The 19,213-nt window shown below is 50.6% G+C and carries 22 protein-coding genes and 1 riboswitch; of the genes, 4 read left to right on the plus strand and 18 right to left on the minus strand.

Annotated features, from left to right (window positions below):
- Positions 1-5: 5 nt before the first annotated feature.
- From ACTRC3_RS04000 to ACTRC3_RS04040, 9 genes are all read right to left on the minus strand, one after another.
- Entirely contained in the window at positions 6-1,400 is a 1,395-nt protein-coding gene (locus tag ACTRC3_RS04000; protein ID WP_440321745.1) for an acyl-CoA carboxylase subunit beta, read from the minus strand.
- Between the two features lie 211 nt (positions 1,401-1,611).
- Entirely contained in the window at positions 1,612-2,031 is a 420-nt protein-coding gene (locus ACTRC3_RS04005; RefSeq protein ID WP_349164000.1) for a CBS domain-containing protein, read from the minus strand.
- A gap of 23 nt (positions 2,032-2,054) precedes the next feature.
- Positions 2,055-3,587 carry a cardiolipin synthase gene (cls, locus tag ACTRC3_RS04010; protein ID WP_440321747.1) on the minus strand — a complete coding sequence of 511 codons (1,533 nt, stop codon included), beginning with the start codon at positions 3,585-3,587 and terminating at the stop codon, positions 2,055-2,057.
- Positions 3,588-3,695: 108 nt separating this feature from the next.
- Positions 3,696-4,652 (minus strand): M15 family metallopeptidase, encoded by a 957-nt coding sequence (locus ACTRC3_RS04015; protein WP_440321749.1) that lies wholly within the window; start codon positions 4,650-4,652, stop codon positions 3,696-3,698.
- Between the two features lie 115 nt (positions 4,653-4,767).
- Positions 4,768-5,415 carry an ABC-2 transporter permease gene (locus tag ACTRC3_RS04020; RefSeq protein ID WP_440321751.1) on the minus strand — a complete coding sequence of 216 codons (648 nt, stop codon included), beginning with the start codon at positions 5,413-5,415 and terminating at the stop codon, positions 4,768-4,770.
- Entirely contained in the window at positions 5,412-6,284 is an 873-nt protein-coding gene (locus tag ACTRC3_RS04025; protein WP_440321752.1) for an ABC transporter ATP-binding protein, read from the minus strand. Before ACTRC3_RS04025 ends, ACTRC3_RS04020 begins: the two co-directional genes overlap by 4 nt.
- Before the next feature lie 2 nt (positions 6,285-6,286).
- Complete coding sequence (locus ACTRC3_RS04030) at positions 6,287-6,661, minus strand: GntR family transcriptional regulator (RefSeq protein WP_440321754.1); 375 nt, start codon at positions 6,659-6,661, stop codon at positions 6,287-6,289.
- A gap of 281 nt (positions 6,662-6,942) precedes the next feature.
- Positions 6,943-8,181: a C40 family peptidase gene (locus ACTRC3_RS04035; protein WP_440321756.1), complete on the minus strand. Its 1,239-nt coding sequence runs from the start codon at positions 8,179-8,181 to the stop codon at positions 6,943-6,945.
- Between the two features lie 69 nt (positions 8,182-8,250).
- Positions 8,251-9,405 carry a hypothetical protein gene (locus tag ACTRC3_RS04040; RefSeq protein WP_440321757.1) on the minus strand — a complete coding sequence of 385 codons (1,155 nt, stop codon included), beginning with the start codon at positions 9,403-9,405 and terminating at the stop codon, positions 8,251-8,253.
- Between the two features lie 210 nt (positions 9,406-9,615).
- On the opposite strand from ACTRC3_RS04040, the gene ACTRC3_RS04045 reads away from it, so the two are divergent.
- The gene (locus tag ACTRC3_RS04045) at positions 9,616-9,900 is read left to right on the plus strand and encodes a metalloregulator ArsR/SmtB family transcription factor (protein WP_178038592.1); all 285 of its coding nucleotides are present in this window, start codon (positions 9,616-9,618) and stop codon (positions 9,898-9,900) included.
- Positions 9,901-10,020: 120 nt separating this feature from the next.
- On the opposite strand, the gene yfcE is transcribed toward ACTRC3_RS04045, so the two are convergent.
- From yfcE to trxA, 3 genes are read right to left on the minus strand one after another with little or no spacing between them, the layout of a single operon-like run.
- A complete protein-coding gene (yfcE, locus tag ACTRC3_RS04050; RefSeq protein WP_440321759.1) occupies positions 10,021-10,569 on the minus strand; it encodes a phosphodiesterase in 549 nt (182 codons plus the stop codon).
- 14 nt (positions 10,570-10,583) lie between these two features.
- The gene (locus ACTRC3_RS04055; RefSeq protein WP_440321760.1) at positions 10,584-11,459 is read right to left on the minus strand and encodes an NAD(P)/FAD-dependent oxidoreductase; all 876 of its coding nucleotides are present in this window, start codon (positions 11,457-11,459) and stop codon (positions 10,584-10,586) included.
- 1 nt (position 11,460) lies between these two features.
- Complete coding sequence (gene trxA / locus ACTRC3_RS04060; RefSeq protein WP_178038585.1) at positions 11,461-11,772, minus strand: thioredoxin; 312 nt, start codon at positions 11,770-11,772, stop codon at positions 11,461-11,463.
- 269 nt (positions 11,773-12,041) lie between these two features.
- On the opposite strand from trxA, the gene ACTRC3_RS04065 reads away from it, so the two are divergent.
- On the plus strand, positions 12,042-12,311 hold the full coding sequence (locus tag ACTRC3_RS04065; RefSeq protein ID WP_440321762.1) for an autorepressor SdpR family transcription factor: 270 nt from the start codon (positions 12,042-12,044) through the stop codon (positions 12,309-12,311).
- On the plus strand, positions 12,311-12,955 hold the full coding sequence (locus ACTRC3_RS04070) for an SdpI family protein (protein WP_440321764.1): 645 nt from the start codon (positions 12,311-12,313) through the stop codon (positions 12,953-12,955). Before ACTRC3_RS04065 ends, ACTRC3_RS04070 begins: the two co-directional genes overlap by 1 nt.
- An 86-nt stretch (positions 12,956-13,041) precedes the next feature.
- Here the strand turns inward: ACTRC3_RS04070 and ACTRC3_RS04075 are convergent, their stop codons facing one another.
- The 4 genes from ACTRC3_RS04075 to ACTRC3_RS04090 all read right to left on the minus strand — a co-directional run bounded on the left by ACTRC3_RS04075 (position 13,042) and on the right by ACTRC3_RS04090 (position 16,661).
- The gene (locus ACTRC3_RS04075; RefSeq protein ID WP_440321766.1) at positions 13,042-14,079 is read right to left on the minus strand and encodes a DUF5692 family protein; all 1,038 of its coding nucleotides are present in this window, start codon (positions 14,077-14,079) and stop codon (positions 13,042-13,044) included.
- A 63-nt stretch (positions 14,080-14,142) separates the two neighbouring features.
- Entirely contained in the window at positions 14,143-14,700 is a 558-nt protein-coding gene (locus ACTRC3_RS04080; protein WP_178038589.1) for a TetR family transcriptional regulator, read from the minus strand.
- Between the two features lie 171 nt (positions 14,701-14,871).
- Complete coding sequence (locus tag ACTRC3_RS04085) at positions 14,872-15,693, minus strand: lysostaphin resistance A-like protein (protein ID WP_440321769.1); 822 nt, start codon at positions 15,691-15,693, stop codon at positions 14,872-14,874.
- Positions 15,694-15,824: 131 nt separating this feature from the next.
- Positions 15,825-16,661 carry a putative manganese transporter gene (locus tag ACTRC3_RS04090; RefSeq protein WP_440321771.1) on the minus strand — a complete coding sequence of 279 codons (837 nt, stop codon included), beginning with the start codon at positions 16,659-16,661 and terminating at the stop codon, positions 15,825-15,827.
- A gap of 245 nt (positions 16,662-16,906) precedes the next feature.
- A riboswitch (THF riboswitch) is annotated at positions 16,907-17,014 on the plus strand.
- Positions 17,015-17,121: 107 nt separating this feature from the next.
- Here ACTRC3_RS04090 and ACTRC3_RS04095 point away from each other — a divergent pair.
- Positions 17,122-17,697, plus strand: coding sequence for a folate family ECF transporter S component (locus ACTRC3_RS04095; protein ID WP_440321773.1), 576 nt, complete (start codon positions 17,122-17,124; stop codon positions 17,695-17,697).
- A gap of 83 nt (positions 17,698-17,780) precedes the next feature.
- On the opposite strand, the gene ACTRC3_RS04100 is transcribed toward ACTRC3_RS04095, so the two are convergent.
- Together ACTRC3_RS04100 and srtB are read right to left on the minus strand one after the other, a co-directional pair.
- A complete protein-coding gene (locus ACTRC3_RS04100; protein ID WP_440321774.1) occupies positions 17,781-18,455 on the minus strand; it encodes a Spy0128 family protein in 675 nt (224 codons plus the stop codon).
- 6 nt (positions 18,456-18,461) lie between these two features.
- Positions 18,462-19,211: a class B sortase gene (gene srtB, locus ACTRC3_RS04105; RefSeq protein ID WP_440321776.1), complete on the minus strand. Its 750-nt coding sequence runs from the start codon at positions 19,209-19,211 to the stop codon at positions 18,462-18,464.
- Between the last annotated feature and the right edge of the window lie 2 nt (positions 19,212-19,213).

Here is a 19,213-nt window from a genome sequence, read left to right on the forward strand (position 1 = left end):
TCCTCTTAGACAGTTCCGTGTTTCTTCGCCGGACGGTCCTCTCTCTTGGTAAATAACATCTCAAACGCGCCGATCACATACTTTCTTGTATCCTGCGCCTCGATAACGGTGTCCACATAGCCCCGTGCAGCCGCTGCGTCTACGCTGTCCTGAAGAGCCGCGTACTCTGCCGCCTTCTCCTGCTGGGTTGCGGCGTCCGCGCCAGCGTACATAACCTTTGCCGCCAGGGAAGCGTCCATCATACCGATCTTTGCGTCCTTCCATGCGTATACCAGATCCGCGCCGATGCTCTTGCTGTTCATGATCACGTAAGCGCTGCCAAATGCCTCGCCTGCGATTACATTTACCTTCGGAACGGTCGCGTTCGCAAATGCGTAGGTAAGCTTCGCTGCTGCCTTACCGATATTGCGCTCGGTGCACAGGGAAGCCTTAAAGCCCTTTACATTGGTAATGGTCAGAACCGGGATATTGAACGCGTCACAGAACTCTACGAACTCTGCTGCCTTCTGAGCACCGCGTGCCGTCATCTCCTGCTCTCCATTGGCTACCGCGCCTACGGTCATGCCGTTCAGACGGATGAAGCCTGTCACCATATCCTTGGCGTAAGCTGCTTTAGTCTCAAAGAAAGCCTTGCCGTCAGCAATGGTGGAAAGGATGTAGGATGCGGAATACTCCACGCCCTGAAGCTCTGCGCATACGCGGTTCAGATCGTCCGCGCAGTCAGAATAGCAGCCTTCTTCCTCATTGTTGCCCGGAAGCATCGCAACCAGTGCGCGGATCTGAGCCAGGATACCTGCCTCGTCAGCGACTGCATCGACGCTGCCTGCTTCCTCTGCCTGGAATTTAGCAGAAGCGCTGTCACACTTCTGGGTGTTGTTGCCTGCGATGGTGTTCGGAGCGTTCACGAAAAGCTTCGCGTCCTTCTCCTCCATAAAGGTAAAATCAGAAAGTCCCGGTACGACAGCCAGTCCACCGCCGCAGTGACCGAACACTGCTGTGATCTGCGGAACAACTCCGGACGCAAGCGCCTGCTGGGTATAAATCTCTCCGAACGCGTTCAGGGCGTCTACGCCCTCCTGCAGACGGATACCCGCGCAGTCGATCAGACCGATGACCGGTGCTCCCATCTTACATGCCATCTCGTACAGGCGTACAATCTTCTTCGCATGCATCTCGCCAAGAGTTCCGTTCAGTACGGAAGCGTCCTGACTGTACACATAGACAAGATTACCGTCAATCAGACCGTAGCCGGTAACTACTCCGTCAGACGGGCACTTAGACTGCTGCAGGTTAAAGTCAGTACTTCTGGCAGTCACCTGTCCGCCGATTTCCACAAAACTGTTCCCGTCCAGCAGACCCTCAATTCTTCTGCTTGCCGGGCTCTGTGCTGTATTACTCATTTCCAGCCCTCCATATATTTATTTGATAGTGTATTGTATAAACTACCATTGATACAAAACGATATCGGGATCAATTTTAGCAAAAAATAGACAGAGAATCAATATGAAATGTGCAACAAATTTTGCTTTTTACATAAAAACTTGTTATAGATCTATAAAAAAAAGGAATGAACTGCCGTCATTCCTTTTTCAACATTTCTTAATTTCCTATTCAAATAGTTTTTTCTGTCTTCGTATATGCCTTATAACAGAATTCAATGATATCCTTCCGGGTCACAATCCCGATGAAGATGCCCTTGTCGTCGATAACCGGCACGAAATTCTGGTTCATGGCCTTGGACACCAGGTCTTCCATATTGGAATCAATGGAAATGGGCTCGCAGCGCATCCGGCGCTTCACAATGGTAAGCGGGACCTCCTCGGCCTGCTTTAAATCCAGTGCGAACTTATTTTTCAGGGACCACAGGAAATCGCCCTCGGTGATAGTGCCGATATATTCACCCTGACGGTTAATGACCGGAATCGCGGTATAACCGCTGCGCTCCAGCTTCTCCAGGCCCTGACGCATGGAAAAATCCTCGTAAAGGTAGGACACCTCCGCTTTCGGTTTCAGGAAAAATAAGATATTCATTTGTAATAAAACCCCTTTCTCGGTTACAGAAGCGGTGAAAATACCCGGAGCACCGCGCAGAACAGACTTCCAAAGAAGCCCTGTCTTGTGTCGCTTAAGGCAATCTCCCTACCCTTTTCCATGGTCGTCAGGCTGTCCCGCTTCACGTCCATCACCAGTGGATTCTGATAGAAGAAGGTACCGCATTCAAAATGCAGATACAGACTCCGGTAATCCATGTTAATCGTACCCACCACGGCCGCCTCGTCGTCGCAGACAAAGGACTTGGCATGGAGGAAGCCCGGCGTATACTCGTAAATCCGCACGCCTGCCTTCAGAAGCACCGGATAATAGGAACGGGTCAGCTGAAAAATCGTCTTCTTGTCCGGAATGCCCGGCGTCATGATCCGCACATCCACCCCCCGCTTGGCCGCCAGGCACAAAGCCGTCTGCATCTCGTGATCCACGATCAGGTAGGGAGTGAAGATATACACATAATCCTTCGCGCGATTCAGGATGTTCAGGTACACATTTTCACCCAGGCGCTCGTCGTCCAGAGGCGAATCGCTGTAGGGCTGTATAAAGCCCTGACCCTCGAAGGCTTCCGGATGCCACACATGGGGCCGGAAAGCCTCATAGGATTCGTCCGTATGCCGGTGGGCGTTCCACATCCGCAGAAACATGACCGTATAGTTCCAGACCGCCTCGCCCTTCAGCATAAAGCCCGTGTCCTTCCAGTGCCCAAAGCGCACCTTTTCATTGATGTACTCGTCCGCCAGGTTCACGCCGCCGCTGAAAGCCGTATGACCGTCGATAACCACTATCTTCCGATGGTCGCGGTTATTCATTACCAACGACCATAATGGAATAAATCGATTAAAGGCAAAGCTCTTGATGCCCTTGGATTCCAGAATCAGACTGTAGGCGGGCGGAAGCAGGGATACACAGCCAAAGTCGTCGTAGATAAATCGCACATCCACACCGGCCGCAGCCTTTTCCTCCAGAACCTTTAGAATACTGTTCCACATCTTACCCTCGCCTACGATGAAGAACTCCATAAAAATAAAGTGTTCCGCTTTTTTTAATTCTTCCAGAAGAGAAGTATAGTACTCTTCTCCAATCTTATAATAAACAGCTGAAGTATGATCCCAGACCGGATAGCCTCCGGCTTCGGCCAGATAATAAGACTCTCCTTTCGTTCCCTGATCCATCTCGCCAAGCCGTTCCATGATTTCTTCCTGCTGCTTAAGCTCCCCTTCCGTACGCTTCCGCTCCGCATCCAGCCTTTTTCGCATGCCCTTGGCCGGGCGCTTGTGACCTACCGCCATATAGAACAGGCCACCCAGAAGCGGCGCTACCAGAATCAGGATGATCCACGCGATCTTGTAGGCCGGATTATCCTCCGTATTAATGATCCACAGCACTGCCAGGATACTTATGATCCGGAAAACTAGGGACAGGCCCGTGGAATAATGAACCAGCTTTGTAAAAGTCAGCAGAAACCAGCCCAGCTGAACAGCCAGAAGAATACCGAATATCACAATCCGGTTCAGCAGCTTTCCCAGAATCTTCTTCATGCTTTATGTCCCCTCTCTTTCGTACTGATCTATGGTATCATATTTTCTGATACTTTCCAACCGGCAGGAACCTGATTTTACAAAAAATTAAGGACTGTAACTTTTTGTTTACAGTCCTTCACCGGCTGCCTGAGTTTCCTCCGGCATGAGTGTCTCATTTATTGCCGGCGCTTCTTCCGGCACAGATTCTTCATTTGTTACCGGTGCCTCGTGTTTTTGCTTTTGTTTTTTCTCCGGCTTGTAATCGTAGGTTACTGCCTCACCCTCGGATACCGGCCTCGCGCCTAGATACTCCTCCAGCGTAATGTCTCTCTCGTAGATCTCCTTTGCCGCTTCCAGGCCCACATAGCGGAAATGCCAGGGCTCGTAGATAATACCCGTGATATCCGTGCTTCCGTTTGGATAGCGCAGGATAAAGCCATATTCCCAGCTGTGCTCCTTCATCCACTGAAAGCCTTTCGTATTCTCCTGCTTCTCGTCCAGCTTCCGGTACTCAGAGGAAACCACATCGATGGCCAGCCCCAGATGATGCTCACTGGTGCCCGGCACCGCCACCACCTGTCCTGCCTTTGACAGTGCGTCCTCCAGAGAATAACCCTGCTGCAGGTAGGAATCCGTCTTCTTCTCATACAGTGTAATCTGTTTGTTCATATCCCGATAAGATGAACTTACATAGATGGTCACTCCATCCCTCTTGGACGCCTGAATCATAGCCTTGAAATCATCATAGGCCCGGGCGTCTATCTGATGTCCGCTGCCAATGCTTTTCAGCTCCACCTGATAATCCTCCGGAATCGGATGGGTCTTATTGACCAGAATCAGATTCCAGTCCTCCGGCAGATTTTCCTCCGTATCCTCCGTTTTTTCTTCACCGTCTGTATATTCTGTCACAAATTCTTTCGTATCTTCCGCTTCCAACACATCCGGAAGTGCTTCCTCCGACGTAGTCAGCACCGGTTCCTCCAGGCTCTGGGCATATACCTGGCCGATAAAAGCACCCATGCCAAGCATGGTACACACCGCTCCTGTGAAAATCCAGGCTCTTTTTTTCTGTCGTCCGGTCATAAGGTCTCCTTCGTTTTTTGTCGTCTTTTGTCCGTTCTTCAGTATAAAAGAAAAGAGCCTGATTTGCCAGACCCTTTTTCTGAAATCTTTCTTAAGATTTTGTGAATGCGCTTCCTTACCATTCCTTATTTTCCACAATCCGGATGGAAATATGGTAGGACACAATCAGCCCCACGATAGCCAGCGCTCCGAAGACTGCGCCTATAGACAGGAATCCCCGATCACCCAGTCCGGAAAGCCATGTTTTCATGTTATCTATACTGAACAGCAGCGCGAAACCGGCAAATACAAGCAGGTAAGTCGCCATAAACAGAAACCGGGATTTTTCCACACCGAATTTATAGATGCAGGGCAATATGAAAACAATTGTCATCAGATAGATGCAACTGATGGAACATGTGGACGCCAGAAGCTCTCCGTACCCCATCTCTGCCTTTGCTCCCAGCACCGCAAGCATACCCGCGCCGCCCAGAATCCCCAGCGTCACCATAACCGTGAAAAGAAGCAGCGCAAACAGGTATTTCGCCTGTACCAGTTTCTTTGGCGTCAGGGGAAGGGTCAGCGCGTACCGGTTAAAATGGGAGGCTTCATCGTAGGAGGCTGTCGTAATTAAAAGCATCAGCCCATATACCAGAAGCAGGCTGGAAAGCATGGTTGGATTGTCTGTAACCAGGCCCCAGATCACCAGGCACACCATACAAATCAGATAGATCTTCCCCATCTGCCGCAGTGTATACAAGTCCTTCAAAATCAGTCCTTTCATCCCGCACACCTCTCATTTCCCGGCTCTCCCGCCGTATAAAGAAGAATATCCTCCAGGCTTACCCGATCCATAACCAGATGCTCATTTGCCTCCAGCCCTTCCCGGCTTCGCACCAGCACCTCCGTATCGAACCGGCCCCGGCGGACACCCACCACAATGGCCGGATTCAGCTTCGCGGCCTCTTCGGCGCTGCACCGGATCAAGGCGTATTTCTCCAACAGCGTATCCCTGTCTTCATACAGAAGAATCTCCCCTTTATGAATCAGCAAAATGTAATCCGCGATCTTCTCGATATCGCTGGTGATATGGGAGGACAGAAACACCGTATGCCGCTCGTCCATAACAAATTCCCGGAGCATATCAAGGATCTCCGCACGCACCACCGGATCGAGACCACTAAGCGCCTCATCGAGAATCAGAAGCCGGGCCTGATGGGACATGGCCGCCGCGATGGAAAGCTTCATTTTCATGCCTCTGGAATATTCTTTGATCATCTGCTTCCCCGGGAGCCCGAACCGATCACAGAGCTTTCCAAAGCGTTCCTCCTGCCACCCTCTGTAGATGGCCTTCAGCATCCGATTCACATCTCTCCGGTTCAGATAATCCGGAAAGCAGTTCTCATCAAAAACCACGCCGATCTGTTCTTTCAATGTCTCGTCCTTTGCGCCGTCCGGCTCGCCAAGCAGTGTAATTTCTCCGCCGTCCCGCTTTATCAAATCCAGAATCGCCTTTATCGTCGTGCTTTTTCCCGCGCCGTTTTCTCCGATAAAACCGACGATACTGCCCTCCGGAATCTGAAAGCTCACATCTTTCAGCGCAAATCCCGGATACTGTTTTGTCAGGTTTCTTACTTCTATGGCACTGTTCATATTCATGCCTCCTCAAATAGTAATTGCAAAATGTCCACCAGCTCCGTCTCGTCCATGCCACACTGTCTGGCCGCGTCCACCGCCGCCTGCAGGTGCCCTTCCACGGCCCGCAGCCGTTCTTCCCGGACAAACTCCTGATCCGCTTCCCTTATAAAGCTCCCCTTGCCCACCACCGTGGTGATAAAGCCTTCCCGCTCCAGCTCCTCGTAGGCCCGCTTGGTGGTAATCACGCTAATCCGAAGCTCCTTTGCCAGCAGCCGCATGGAAGGCAGCGCCTCTCCCGGCTTCAGGGATCCATTCATAATCTGCCCCTTAATCTGAGCTGTGATCTGTTCATAGATGGGCTTGCCACTGGAATTACTGATGATGATATTCATAGGCTGTTTTCCTTGCTTTCTTTGTGTGTGTTGTGTTTATATAATGTATATATCATATATATACATTATAGTCAACCACTTTTTATTCTGTTTAACAAATTGATACTGCAGGATGCTACTTACGGCGGGTCGTGTAAACGACATGCTACCTCTCCGCCGCAGTGCGATAATATTTTTATGTAATGGGGGATTCCATAGGAATTTCCTATTACATAAAAAGAGCCTGCCTCCGGAATCTTCCGAAAGCAGGCGTCTGTGCACGCTGTCTGTCTTATTTTGTTTTAATAATATCTCCGCACCGAAAGAATACCCCGGTAGGTGGCAGAGCTGATCTTGATACCCGTTTTGGCTGTGCTGGCATGGACGATACGTCCTCCGCCAATATAGATCCCCACATGGCCGCCATAATAGATGATATCTCCCGCCTGGGCATCCGCATAGCTGACAGACTTGCCGGAATGTCCCTGGGCGTCAGACTGTCGGGGAATGGAAATCCCAAAATTCTGATAGACCGCCCAGGTAAAGCCAGAACAGTCCGCGCCGTTCGTCAGGCTGGTGCCGCCGGATACATAGGGATTACCCACAAACTTCAGGGCATAGCTTGCAATCGCCGCGCCAGATCCGCCTCCGGAAACGGATGCGGAAGATCCGGAGCTGCTCCCGGAACCGGAACTGCCCGAACCGGAACTGCCCGAACCGGAATTCGATCCGGTGGAAATGGTGCCGGACTTGGATGCTTCACTGTTTTTCGCCGCCGCTGCAGCCGCTTCTGCTTCCTTTTTCTTCCGCTCAGCTTCCAGCTTCTTGAGCTGCTTCTGCTGATCCTGCAGCTGCTTCTTATATGTGGCTGCCTGGGATTTGGCAGCAGCCAGCTGACTGTCATAATCTGCCTGCTCCGCCTTCTTCTGCGACAAAGCGGCCTCCGTGGCGCTCTTTTGATCCTCATACTCCGCCTGCAGATCCTCCATATCAGCCTTTTCCTGCTCCAGCTCCTCCAGCAGATCCGCTACCTCCTGCTTGGTTTCCTGATATTCCAGGAACATTTCCCGGTCCTTGGTCTGAATCTCCTGGGCGAAATCCGCCCGGTTCAGAAAATCGGAGAAATTCTCCGCCTGCAGGAACAGGGACAGATAATCCATATCTCCCTCTTCGTATATGTACTGAATCCGAAGCTTCATGGCTTCGTACTGCTCTTCCTCTTTCTGCTTGGCCGCCTCGTAATCAGCCTGAGCCTGATCCACTTCTTCGGCCTTGGCCTCAATATCGCTCTCCAGAAGCTCGATATTCAGCACCAGGGTCGTCAGCTCGGAGTTCAGGGAATTCACCTGGCTGAGCACGCTGTTGCGCTGACTCTCGATGGACTTCATCTGGGAATTGATTTCGTCCAGCTGCTTCTGGGTCGCCTGCTGCTGCTTCTTAATCTCTGACTCTGTGGTCGCCGACGCCGTAATAGAAAATCCCATCACCCCGGCCAGCACCAGGGCTGCCATTTTCTTACCTGTATATCTGAATTTTTTCATCAAAATAATCTCCGTATTCTTATGTTTTTCCCTGCTCATAGATATTCTAATTATAGCTGGTTTTTGGCCTTATTTCAAGCGATAATGGGCAATTTCAGTTTCCTTTTTCTGGGAAATTCCTGTCTGCGTACTTTTATCTATACAGCACTTTTTCAGGAGCTCCAGTCTGTGGCAGAACATCTCATAATACTGCGGCAAAGCCGCGAAGCAGGCCCGTTCCACCTCTTTTTTCTGACACAGGCCGACGCGTCTGACCGCCTCCACAGCCGCCTCCTTCTGCGTCTTGTGCTCCCGGTGAAACAGCGTCTGACAGTTTGCTCCCTCTTCCGTATCATAGGCATAAAACGCCCGGTTAAAATCCATCAGCTTATGCAGACCCACCGGCTTATTGGTTTTATTTTTCACCAGCACGCCCCAGTTTCCCCAATGCCGATCCGTATTGCCCGTCAGATAATCCAGAATATTCATCATGTAATAGCTGTGGCGATCCAGTCCCAGCACATATTTTTTTGTATCCCGTCCATGATTGGCCGAATAGATTTCAAAAGCCTCCATAGAAACAATGGAATATTCCTTGGAGGTAATATTATCACTGGCCGTCACCATTACCCCGTCAAAATAGTCCTTTTCATAAAGCACCTGATTCGCGTCAAAGCAACGGCAGATTTGGCTGGCCAGAAGCTCCCGTTCCACTGCTTCCGTTCCGCCGTCTTTCAGTAACCGGAAGCCGCCCTCCACTCTCTGCCAGGCCTTGGGAAAGCAGCCGTTGGTGGCCAGATCCTGCGCCAGCTGTTCATTATTTACTGTATATTGTTTTCCCCGCAGGGCGATATCCATAAAGGTATTGGAAAGGTGGTTATCGTAGAGATTCACCTGCGCGAAGGTGACCCGTTCTTTCTGATTACGGACCCAGAATACGTCCGTCAGGGATACACAGCGATAGGACAGGGCGATCCGGGCGCGTTCCCGATCCGTAACGGCCTGCTGCATCCCGATGCTGTTCAGAATCTCCTTCGCGTACTGCCTGTCCAGCGTCAGAATGCGGGTGGAGCACCAGTAATAAAAATTCGTCACATTATTGACCAGTGTATCAATATCCGTCTCTTCTTCCAGGTACAGATTGTAGGGCAGATAAGAGCGGTAATAGATCTTACACCGCCCGGAAGTATCGATTCTCGCTACCCGTCTGTCCATATGCATAATTTCATAGATTTCTACGCCCATCGGTTCTCTCTCCCTTTTCTTCATTACTTATTATATACCAGATTTCCGGCGCTTTTCCACTGTTTTTTATATATGAATATGCATATATATATTCTCATATCATCATATTTTCAAATATTATTCTTGTCACCGATTTTTTCTTGTGTTACAATCAATATAGCTTTCTCAATCATTTGAAAAAGGAGGGATCGCATTTTGAGCAGCGAACTGATGCCCGCCGATGACGAGGTTTATTATCTTTCTGAATTTTTTAAGGTATTCGCGGATTCCACACGGATCAAAATTTTATTTGTACTCCGTGACGGAGAACAATGTGTCAATGATATTGCCGCGGGGCTTGAAATGTCCCAGAGTTCTATCTCCCACCAGCTGCGGGTCTTAAAGCAGAGCCGCCTGGTAAAGTTCCGTCGGGACGGCAAAACCATCTACTACTCTCTGGCCGACGATCATGTGGTCAATATTCTCTGCCAGGGTCTCGAGCATATCGAAGAATAAGAGAGGATGTTGTCAAAAAAGCTTCCGGATTCCAAACGGTTTTTACCGCATGGATTCGGAAGCTTTTCTTTTTCATACACTATTTTCCATGAATTGCCCTGCCATACAGACAGCTATCCGTTATAATTGCGGGCAGAATTCCTTCTGCACGTTTCCTTCCAGATCCTTCCAGGCAAATATACCATCCTCCAGAATCATGTAGCCATGCCAGCTGTTCTCCTTCGGGATGGATACGGATCCGGGATTCAGGTAAATATAGTCCTCCGTCTCCTTACATACAGGCACATGGGTGTGTCCGTGGAGCAGAATGTCACCCTTTTTAAGCTGAGGCAGGTTCTTCTCGTTGAACACATGGCCATGGGTGGCGAAAATCATCCGCTCATTCAGATACAGAATGCAGTAGTCCGCCAGTATCGGGAATTCCAGCACCATCTGATCCACTTCCGTATCGCAGTTGCCGCGCACACACAGCAGATCCTGCTTTCTGGGATTCAGCATGGCAATCACCTGCTTGGGCGCGTAATCCTTCGGCAGGTCATTGCGGGGACCGTGGTACAGGATATCGCCCAGCAGCAGCAGCTTATCTGCCTTCTCCTCATCGTAGGCTTTCAGAAGCTTTTCACAGTAATACGCGGAACCGTGAATATCTGACGCTATCATCAGTTTCATTTTTTGTTTCTCCTTCAGTTTGAATTATTTTTTTGCTGCCGCACGAAACGGATCATGCTCATGGCAGCCTTTGCTCCCTCACCGACTGCTTTGGAGATCTGCAAAAGGCCTCCGGTGCAGTCTCCGGCTGCGTAAAGTCCCGGTACGTTGGTGGCCATTTCTTCATCCACTTTGATGTTCCGTCCTTCTGTCATGGCTCCGATTTTCCGGGCCAGCTCGGCGGCTCCGGCACTTCCCAGCGCCACGAAAATACCGTCCAGGGCAAGGCTTTCCCCGTCCTCAAAGGTGACGCCCTCCACCTGCTCTTCTCCGTTTACAGCCGTAAGCTTCTTCTCATAAACCGCTACGCCCTCCGGCACGTCTGTATGCAGGGGCTTTCCATTGGTCAGAAGCACCGCCTCTCCCACCACCGGCAGAAGCTGGCCAAGTTCATGGATAGCATAGTCCTCATTTCCCAGGACGCCCACCTTCCGTCCCCGGTAAAAGAAAGCGTCGCAGACAGCGCAGTAGCTGACGCCGCGGCCCTCCAGCTTCGAAAGCCCCGGAACATTGGCTGTCTTCCGGGAGGTTCCCGTAGCCAGCAGCACGGCCTTCGCTTCATAGGTTTCCTTCCGGCCTTCCAGCCGAAAGCTTCCATTCCAGCTGATATGGAAAATCTCGTCCTCTGTAAGCTCTGCTCCCAACGTTTTCGCCTGTCTCTTGGTATTCTCCACCAGCTCGCAGCCGGATATGGGCTCCGCCATGCCGAAATAATTTTCGATTTTATCCGCCTTGGTCAGGGCGCCGTCATCCTTGCCGATGACCAGGGTCTTTAGATTCGCCCGGCTGGTGTAAAGGGCCGCCGACAACCCGGCCGGTCCGTTGCCTACTATGATTACGTCGTATGCCATCTCAGACTCCCAGCAGATTCTTTACAGCTTCTTTGGACTGCAGACCTACGACCGTGGCTGCGGCCTGTCCATCCTTGAACAGCATCAGGGTCGGAATGCTCATGACGCGGAACTTCTGCGCCAGTCCCATGTTCTCATCCACATTCAGCTTGCCGAATTTAACGCCCTGTACCTCTTCCGCCAGCTCGTCGATAATAGGCCCCTGCATCTGACAGGGTCCGCACCATACAGCCCAGAAATCCACCAGTACGGGAACGTCAGACTTCAATACCTCTGTCTCAAAGTTTGCTTCTGTAATCTCTATCACTGCCATAATGATAACCTCCTTATATGAGCCCGCTGCCGGGTTCTCCCGGCCCGGCGCGTTTTATTTTTCTTACTGCTTTACTCTATCACATCCAGAATGAAAAATCTACATTTTCCTGTTCTCAATGTGTCCAGCTTCTGCCGCCTTTATGTAAAATTTATCATCTATAAATTTTCTTGACTTTTCTATTCCTGTGTGCTATTTTGTGTTTAGATATTTAGATATTCATCTAACTATCTAAATATCAGTTTCTGAATATCAGGAAAGGAGGCACTATGTTAAATGATGCTTTTAAGGCTTTGTCGGATCCCACCCGGCGGCGGATTCTGGAGCTGCTGACCGAGGGAGATCTGACTGCCGGGGAAATCGCCGGCTGCTTCGATATCTCCAAGCCTTCTGTCAGCCATCACCTGAATGTTCTGAAATCCTCTGGGCTGGTGCTGGACGAGCGCAGAGGCCAGAACATCGTCTACAGCCTGAATATGACTGTTTTCCAGGAACTTATGAAATGGTTTTTTGATTTTTCCAAAGGAGGAAATAAATAATGAAATTAACGAAAAAGGATTGTTTTTTTATCGGACTCTCCGTAGTCTCTCTGCTGGCCCACGCCTGCCTGCTGCCGGGGATGCCGGATATCGTGCCTACTCACTGGGGCTTTGACGGGACGGTCAACGGCTATTCCAACAAATACGTGACCCTGTTCCTTGCGGCGCTGCCCTGTATCCTGTTCTTTTTCATGAAGCTGCTGCCCTATATCGATCCAAGGAAGAAAAGCTACACGCTCCATAAGAAGGCCTTTGATATTTTTATTTACACTATGACCCTGTTTCTGATCTGCCTTACCTGGGCTACCGACGCTGTCATTTTTGGCCTTCCGGTGCGGATCGAGCAGGTGGTTCCCGTGGCCGTTGGAATTCTCTTTCTGGCCATCGGCAACTATATGCCGCAGCTTCGCACCAATTACACCATGGGAATCAAGACGCCCTGGACCCTGGAAAATGAATATGTCTGGAAGAAAACCCACGCCATGGGCGGCGTTCTCTTCTGTATCATGGGAATTCTCCTGATCCTGTCCGGTGTCTTCCCCTCCAGGCTTATGACCGTGCTGGCCTTTGGCTTTATTCTTGCAGGCACCCTCTGGCTCTACGTATATTCCTGGCTGGTATACCGGAAGCAATCCGGCTCATAATCCGTTTCTTCAATATCTTCAATAAGGGGCGTGCCCGGAGCGGAATTTTTCCGTCCCGAGCACGCCCCTGTAACTGTTCCAAAGCCTTATCTGGTTCTGGCCATTGCCTCCTGATAATCCTTCGTATCCACGAAAATCTCTTCCTTCCACGGATTCTTCTTCTGTACCTTCGCCTGCTTCAGGATATAAGCGAAGCTAAATACGTTGACTGCAAACGCAATCACAGAAATCAGTCCCTGCGCCGTAGGATTCGCGGTAACCGGCATAGTGCTTCCCATTGCCGCGGCTATGCCGCCCTCGCCGTAGACGGAGGTCACCGTAGTGAAACGGCTGGCGTCCTGGAACAGCGGAAATACCTGTGCGAACATACACCACAGAGCCAGGGTATTGGCACGGTTCTGGATCCAGCCGCCCTTATTCCAGAGAGCCGCCGCAAAGGTGGGTGCCAGAAGCAGTGCCAGACCGCAGTACCAGGAATGGGTCGGCAGATTCAGATAGGTATACTGGAAATTCCAGATGTCATATGCCAGAATGTATACCCAGATCATATCCGGCCACAGCATATCCTGCTTATTTTTAGAGGAGTAAATGCCCCACCAGCCGGTCATACATACGATATTGAATAGACCCGCCAGGCCATTCAGCACATTCCACCAGCCGCCATACAGCCATACGCCCTCTGAGGACAGCCACCAGCCGCCTGCCAGAGATCCGGCCCGGATAGCGGATTCAAAATCAGAGGCCACCGCGATCAGAATGTTGATTGCCACAATCACAAAGGGGAAGGCTTTAAACCAGTGTGATTTTCCCAGTTTTCCCCAGTTGTATTTCAGTACCATAAATCCGATACAGCCCGCCGTCGCCGCGTACAGCTTGGCGTAATGGAACCAGCTGTTCATATGTACGTAGGTGTCATTCTGCAACGCCCATTCTGCGCCCGCCGCCGCTCCGATGTAGATCGCGATAAAATACACCGTCAACACTGCGGGAAGAGCCAGGAAACACGCGATTCCGCCCCATTTGGTCCGTCTTGCCACCTCGTTCATCAATACCAGTCCGGCAAAGACCAGCAGCCAGCCTAACAGCTGCCAGCCTGCGGTTTCTCCATAAATCTGAAAAAACATTGTCTCACTCTCCTTTTTCTTATTTCTGCAATCCTCACAGCAGGTAACTGCGGGAAGCGTCTTTCACGCTGCTCTTATCCCCTTCATGATGATCTGAACCATCTCTTCTTTTCCCTGCTCGTAGGTCAGCCCGTTTTTATAGAGAATATCGCTCTCCGTAAAACAGGTTACCGTTCCCCGGATCATCGCCATTACCACCGGAACGGAGATATCCTTTCGGATCTTACCTTCCCGTACGCCCCGCTCCAGATACTGCTCCGCAAGGATCCAGCCCTGATTCACCGCCTCCATCAGGTATCTGTACTGCTTTGGATACTTCCGGGCCACCTCAAAGAGCCGACTGAGGCCGATATTGTAATACTTGGTGGGAATCGCGCAGAACAGCCGTTCCAGCTTTTCCAGAGTATCCAAACTGTCATCCTGTTCAATGGCTTCCCTCATATCGGTAAAATCCCGGGCATACCGGTCGGCAATTCCCACCAGCACATCCTGCTTGCTCTCAAAGATGGTGTAGATGGTTTTTTTACTAATCCCTAATTCCTTCGCCACATCGTTCATGGTAAATTTCGATCCATGTTTCGTAAATTCTTCTATGGCTGTATCAATGATTTTCTCTCTCATTCATCCCTCCTTAGGGTGTTTCCTTTTTGTCAGGGGAAACCCGGAAACCCAAAAAAGTTTCCTAGTTTCCATCATTGTATCATAGCCCAGGCTACCGGTCAATCCGGAAACATAGACAAAAAAATGAGAGATGCTTAGTGAAAAAGTCATCTCTCAAATCCCATTTCGGTTTTATTCCATGTCCTGTTCTTCTGTTTTCCGTATCAGTCTCCGCAGGGGCAGCGCCACCAGAAGCAGGCCGAATACCACGAAGCAAATCGCCTGCAGCACCTCAGGCAAAAAGCCCAGGGCTCCGGCTACCAGAGGTTCCAAAAGATAATACCCGTTAAACAGCATATGGAAGGCAATCCCAGCCCAGATGGAACGATAGCGCAGCACCAGATATCCGGCCAGAAGGCCTATCAGAAAGGCATAGCTTCCCTGTACCAGGTTGAGATGGGCAATGCCAAAAAACAGAGCCTGCAGGATATTGATCACCCCGAAGGAGGCTCCCGCCCGCTTCAGATATTCGACCGTCAGGCCGCGGAAGATCAATTCCTCCGCAATCGGGCCAATGATGACCGTCGCCAGGATCGCGGAAATTCCACTTTCTCCAAGACCCGCGTCTTCTATCAGATCCGTGTACTCCTGCATGGATTTCGGATCCAGCACCTCCCAGCCGCTCATCAGAATCCCTATCAGAAACTGCGCGCCCACCGCCATCAGAAGCAGGCTTACCAGATCTTTTTTTTGAAACAGTGACATCTCCCGGATCCCGTATTTCTCCCGCCACCGTACCACACTGATATAATACCAGAGGCCTGCTACACCAAGCAGCAGTACGTCAGAGATCAGCAATACCGTCATGGTATCGTTCATGTATATCTGTGTTCCCTCTTCCACGCCATATTGCACCATGAACCTTATCATCTGAACCGTAGAAGCCGCAAATTGTATTCCCAGCATAGCCACCAGCGGCAATATGCTTTTTAAATATCCTCCTGCTTTTTTCATAGGCACCTCCGTTTATCTTTTCTTTTGTCCCTTTTTTCTATCTTATCATATCTGTTCCGGTCTGGCTACCTTCAGAAGCTTTATATAAAAAGGATCCTGCTTTTTACAGAATCCCTTTGTCTTGATTTCTACTATAAAATAAATTCCAGCAACAGGCCCGCTCCGGCGGACAGCAGGTACAGGAGACCTACGATGGCTGCATTTTCCTTCGCCGGATGATTTTCCCGGAATAAGACTGCCAGGCCGACGCCTGCTCCGGCGCATAAACCGCCCATGGCGGACGCAAGGCTCAGGCCCCCGGCCAGGTAGAGCTCGGTGATGAGAATTGAGGAAGCGCAGTTGGGGATGAGTCCCAGAAGCGCGGTCAGGAAGGGCTGGAACCAGGTGTCTTTGCCCAGGAAGGTGGTCAGGGCGTCCATACCCACCCATCCCAGTACGATGTTCAGGATGGCGGTGAAAACGAAGACATAGATGGTCAGCTGAATGGTATGACGCACAGCCGGTTTTACGATGCCGCTGTCGTCGCTGCAGCCACAGCCGCGGCACATATCTTCGATGTGCTTGTGCTCCTTTTTCTTACGAAGCAAAAAGTCCAACAGGTATCCGGCCACAATGCCGATCAGCATTTTGCCCAGAAGAAGCTGTCCGATGACCCGGCCGCTGCCCGGATGGCTGAACAGTATCAGGATGGCCTCGTCGGAGGTGGACAGGAATACGGCCATCAGGGTTCCCAGAGTGATAACGCCGCCGGAATACAGGTTCGCCGCTGCTACGGAGAAACCGCACTGGGGAACGCAGCCAAAGATGGCTCCCACCAGAGGGCCTGCCTTGCCCATTTTTCCCAGGGCACGATTCATAAAGTTATTGGAATAATGCTCCAGCGTCTCCAGAAGCAGAAAGGCAGCCAGCAGAAACGGCACGGTCTTCGCGGTATCCAGAAGCGCGTCCAGGATTGCATCCAGTATCATTTTTACACCTCTTTCTATCGAAACGTCTTATCTAAGCCCTCGCTTTACGATAAGAAATTTTTGTCACAGGAATGATTTGCGATATGCCAAAATCGACATTGGTTTTTAGAATACCATGTTCTGAAGGATTATGCAAGGAGGCTTTTTCAAAGTTTCGTTAAATTTTTGATAATCTTTCTTGCTTTTTGGAAAATCTATGTTATAATGTACCTGTTCGGATACAATCTGAACGAAAAATAAATAATAGCGAAGTAGGATTTTATGCGTCAAGTGTTCGCAGGCTGGGGAGTCGCCGCGAAACGAAAAGGAGAGCTTTGACTCGGTCTTACGATATATTATCCGCACCCGTTGCTACAGATGAGTACATCTCATGTGTGGAGGAATCGGGCTTCATAAGCAGTCTCGATATTATTTATTTTGTAACCTGTTTCTCACACATAATTTTGGAGGTGTATTTTTTATGCAGTTTTTTTCCAAGGATGCCCTTTCCTTTCGTGAACAGTTTAACAATCTCCGGAAGGTTCAGAGTATCTGCCTCTGCGGTCTGTTCGTGGCCGCTTACGTGGCGCTTTCCTTTTTCAATTTAAAGCTTACTCCCTATCTGGAGTTCCGCTTCGCGTTCCTGGCGCTGGCTGCTGCCGCTGCCTATGGCGGTCCGGTGATGGGTATGACAGCCGGTATCGCAGGCGATGTGGTCAGCTTCTTTGCTGCCCCCCAGACAGGCCCCTTCTTTCCGGGCTTCACACTTAGCTACGCAATTCTCGGCTTTGCCTTCGGTCTGATCCTGTACCGTTCCAAAGTGACCCCGGTCCGTATTTTTGCGGCTACCTTTTTTGAGTTCGTAGAAGCCTGCACCCTGAATACCCTGTGGCTGCATTTTATGTACGGCATGGAATGGAAGTATCTCTTCACCATCCGTCTTGTAAAATGTATCGTTTCCCTGGGGATCAATACGGTACTGCTCTTCATTTTCATGAAGGCCTTCAGCAAGATTATTTCCAGTGTTCTGACTCCCGCAAGCGTGTCCAGATCTTAAATGGAGCGCTGATTTTATAACCAAAAGAACCGCAGCCGGAAAATCGGGTTCCGGCTGCGGTTCTTTTTTTGCTTTCCTTTCGCCTATCGGTAAACCGACATGCGCTGTCTGTAAATGCGTTCCTTCTTTTCCCGTTTCTTCGCGATACTTTTTCTGATAATCAGTGCTATCGCCATTGCCGCAGCCCCGGCTGTCAACAGCCACATCAGCGGATGCTGTGTGTCGCCGGTCCGGACGGCTCTGACAGCACTCCGGTGTCCGCCGGAGTCTCCGGAGCTTTGATTTTTCGGCGCATCATACCGGTTATCAAAGCGAATCGCGTCGGATTTTTCCTGCTTTCCTTCCCGGTTTGCCACCACTTCTGCCGTCAGGGTGCCATCGCCCCGGCGGATCACCTGTACGTCCACCAGATAAGCTGTCCGGTCATAGTTGAAGCGTTCGGCGCTGTCCGTATCCTGGGAAATGCGGTACTGATACGTTCCGACCTCTCCATAGGTGACGGGGCCGAAGGTAATCGTGCCCGCGCCGGTGCGGGTCTTCACGGTCTCTATGGGCAGCGGCGCGTTCTTTGTCACCGCTTCCAGGGTTACTTTATAATCTTTACCGCCCGGGATATTTTCACCACTCACTTCGACCTGCACCGGTATGGTGAGCGTACAGCTTTTTTCTGCCGCCTCTGTCTTCACCGGCAGCCACAGGCTAAGAATAAAAACGAAAAGCGGCGCCCATTTCCAGACCTTTTTTTTCTTATTTTTCACAGGTGTTTACACCTCCCTTCCGGCTGACGTTTCTTCCAGCCAGCCGAATACTACCACGCGTCCATTGGTTCCCACATCATCTGCGCAGGTGGAAAGCCCGATAAGCTTCTCACCCCGAACTGCTTCCCGATACTGTACCGCCTTTTTTCTGATATGAGACAGAAGCCCTGAAACATCCACGTCTTTTCCGCTGTGATAGATTTGTTCATCATAGGCGTCCGTCTCCACACACGCAAAAATATGGATAGTCAATTCCTTATCCGGCAGATACAGGACGCCGTCCGGATGCTCTGTAAAATACGCTGTTTCTGTAAATTTCGCCACATCGCCGAACATGGCGCCATTTTCCATATGGTGACCGTAGAGCAGGCTGTAGCTGTCGGAGAAATCGGGACTGTCCGCGCTGGCCAGGAATATTGCGCCAGACAGAGAAAATTCGCCGTAGACGTCCTGATTGACATAGATCATATCGTTTTCTCCCTGCAGCACCGGATAGTCGATATGCGTATCTGGTATGGTGATCCAGGCGCGCACGTCGGGATTCAGTTCCTGAAGCTCCGCAAAGCCTGCGCTTTCTCCATCTCCTACCGGCTTATAATCCAGAAGTTCGGCGGATACAAAAGCATTTTGGCTTACCCGGTACGTATCCCAGAGGGAATACGTACCGTAGGCCAGCATTACAAAGACCAGCAGGCCTGCAATTATGGTGAGTAACCGGTTCCCAATCCCGGCCACTCTCGCTGCTGCCCGCCACATTT

Origin of the sequence: Laedolimicola sp., from assembly GCF_051972735.1 — a bacterium.
GTDB lineage: Bacteria > Bacillota > Clostridia > Lachnospirales > Lachnospiraceae > Laedolimicola > Laedolimicola intestinihominis.

Coding starts and splice junctions, on each gene's coding strand:
- ACTRC3_RS04000 (WP_440321745.1), bottom strand. CDS start 1,400: ATGAGTAATACAGCACAGAGCCCGGCAAGCAGAAGAATTGAGGGTCTG.
- ACTRC3_RS04005 (WP_349164000.1), bottom strand. CDS start 2,031: ATGAATATCTTATTTTTCCTGAAACCGAAAGCGGAGGTGTCCTACCTT.
- cls (WP_440321747.1), bottom strand. CDS start 3,587: ATGAAGAAGATTCTGGGAAAGCTGCTGAACCGGATTGTGATATTCGGT.
- ACTRC3_RS04015 (WP_440321749.1), bottom strand. CDS start 4,652: ATGACCGGACGACAGAAAAAAAGAGCCTGGATTTTCACAGGAGCGGTG.
- ACTRC3_RS04020 (WP_440321751.1), bottom strand. CDS start 5,415: ATGAAAGGACTGATTTTGAAGGACTTGTATACACTGCGGCAGATGGGG.
- ACTRC3_RS04025 (WP_440321752.1), bottom strand. CDS start 6,284: ATGAACAGTGCCATAGAAGTAAGAAACCTGACAAAACAGTATCCGGGA.
- ACTRC3_RS04030 (WP_440321754.1), bottom strand. CDS start 6,661: ATGAATATCATCATCAGTAATTCCAGTGGCAAGCCCATCTATGAACAG.
- ACTRC3_RS04035 (WP_440321756.1), bottom strand. CDS start 8,181: ATGAAAAAATTCAGATATACAGGTAAGAAAATGGCAGCCCTGGTGCTG.
- ACTRC3_RS04040 (WP_440321757.1), bottom strand. CDS start 9,405: ATGGGCGTAGAAATCTATGAAATTATGCATATGGACAGACGGGTAGCG.
- ACTRC3_RS04045 (WP_178038592.1), top strand. CDS start 9,616: ATGCCCGCCGATGACGAGGTTTATTATCTTTCTGAATTTTTTAAGGTA.
- yfcE (WP_440321759.1), bottom strand. CDS start 10,569: ATGAAACTGATGATAGCGTCAGATATTCACGGTTCCGCGTATTACTGT.
- ACTRC3_RS04055 (WP_440321760.1), bottom strand. CDS start 11,459: ATGGCATACGACGTAATCATAGTAGGCAACGGACCGGCCGGGTTGTCG.
- trxA (WP_178038585.1), bottom strand. CDS start 11,772: ATGGCAGTGATAGAGATTACAGAAGCAAACTTTGAGACAGAGGTATTG.
- ACTRC3_RS04065 (WP_440321762.1), top strand. CDS start 12,042: ATGTTAAATGATGCTTTTAAGGCTTTGTCGGATCCCACCCGGCGGCGG.
- ACTRC3_RS04070 (WP_440321764.1), top strand. CDS start 12,311: ATGAAATTAACGAAAAAGGATTGTTTTTTTATCGGACTCTCCGTAGTC.
- ACTRC3_RS04075 (WP_440321766.1), bottom strand. CDS start 14,079: ATGTTTTTTCAGATTTATGGAGAAACCGCAGGCTGGCAGCTGTTAGGC.
- ACTRC3_RS04080 (WP_178038589.1), bottom strand. CDS start 14,700: ATGAGAGAGAAAATCATTGATACAGCCATAGAAGAATTTACGAAACAT.
- ACTRC3_RS04085 (WP_440321769.1), bottom strand. CDS start 15,693: ATGAAAAAAGCAGGAGGATATTTAAAAAGCATATTGCCGCTGGTGGCT.
- ACTRC3_RS04090 (WP_440321771.1), bottom strand. CDS start 16,661: ATGATACTGGATGCAATCCTGGACGCGCTTCTGGATACCGCGAAGACC.
- ACTRC3_RS04095 (WP_440321773.1), top strand. CDS start 17,122: ATGCAGTTTTTTTCCAAGGATGCCCTTTCCTTTCGTGAACAGTTTAAC.
- srtB (WP_440321776.1), bottom strand. CDS start 19,211: ATGTGGCGGGCAGCAGCGAGAGTGGCCGGGATTGGGAACCGGTTACTC.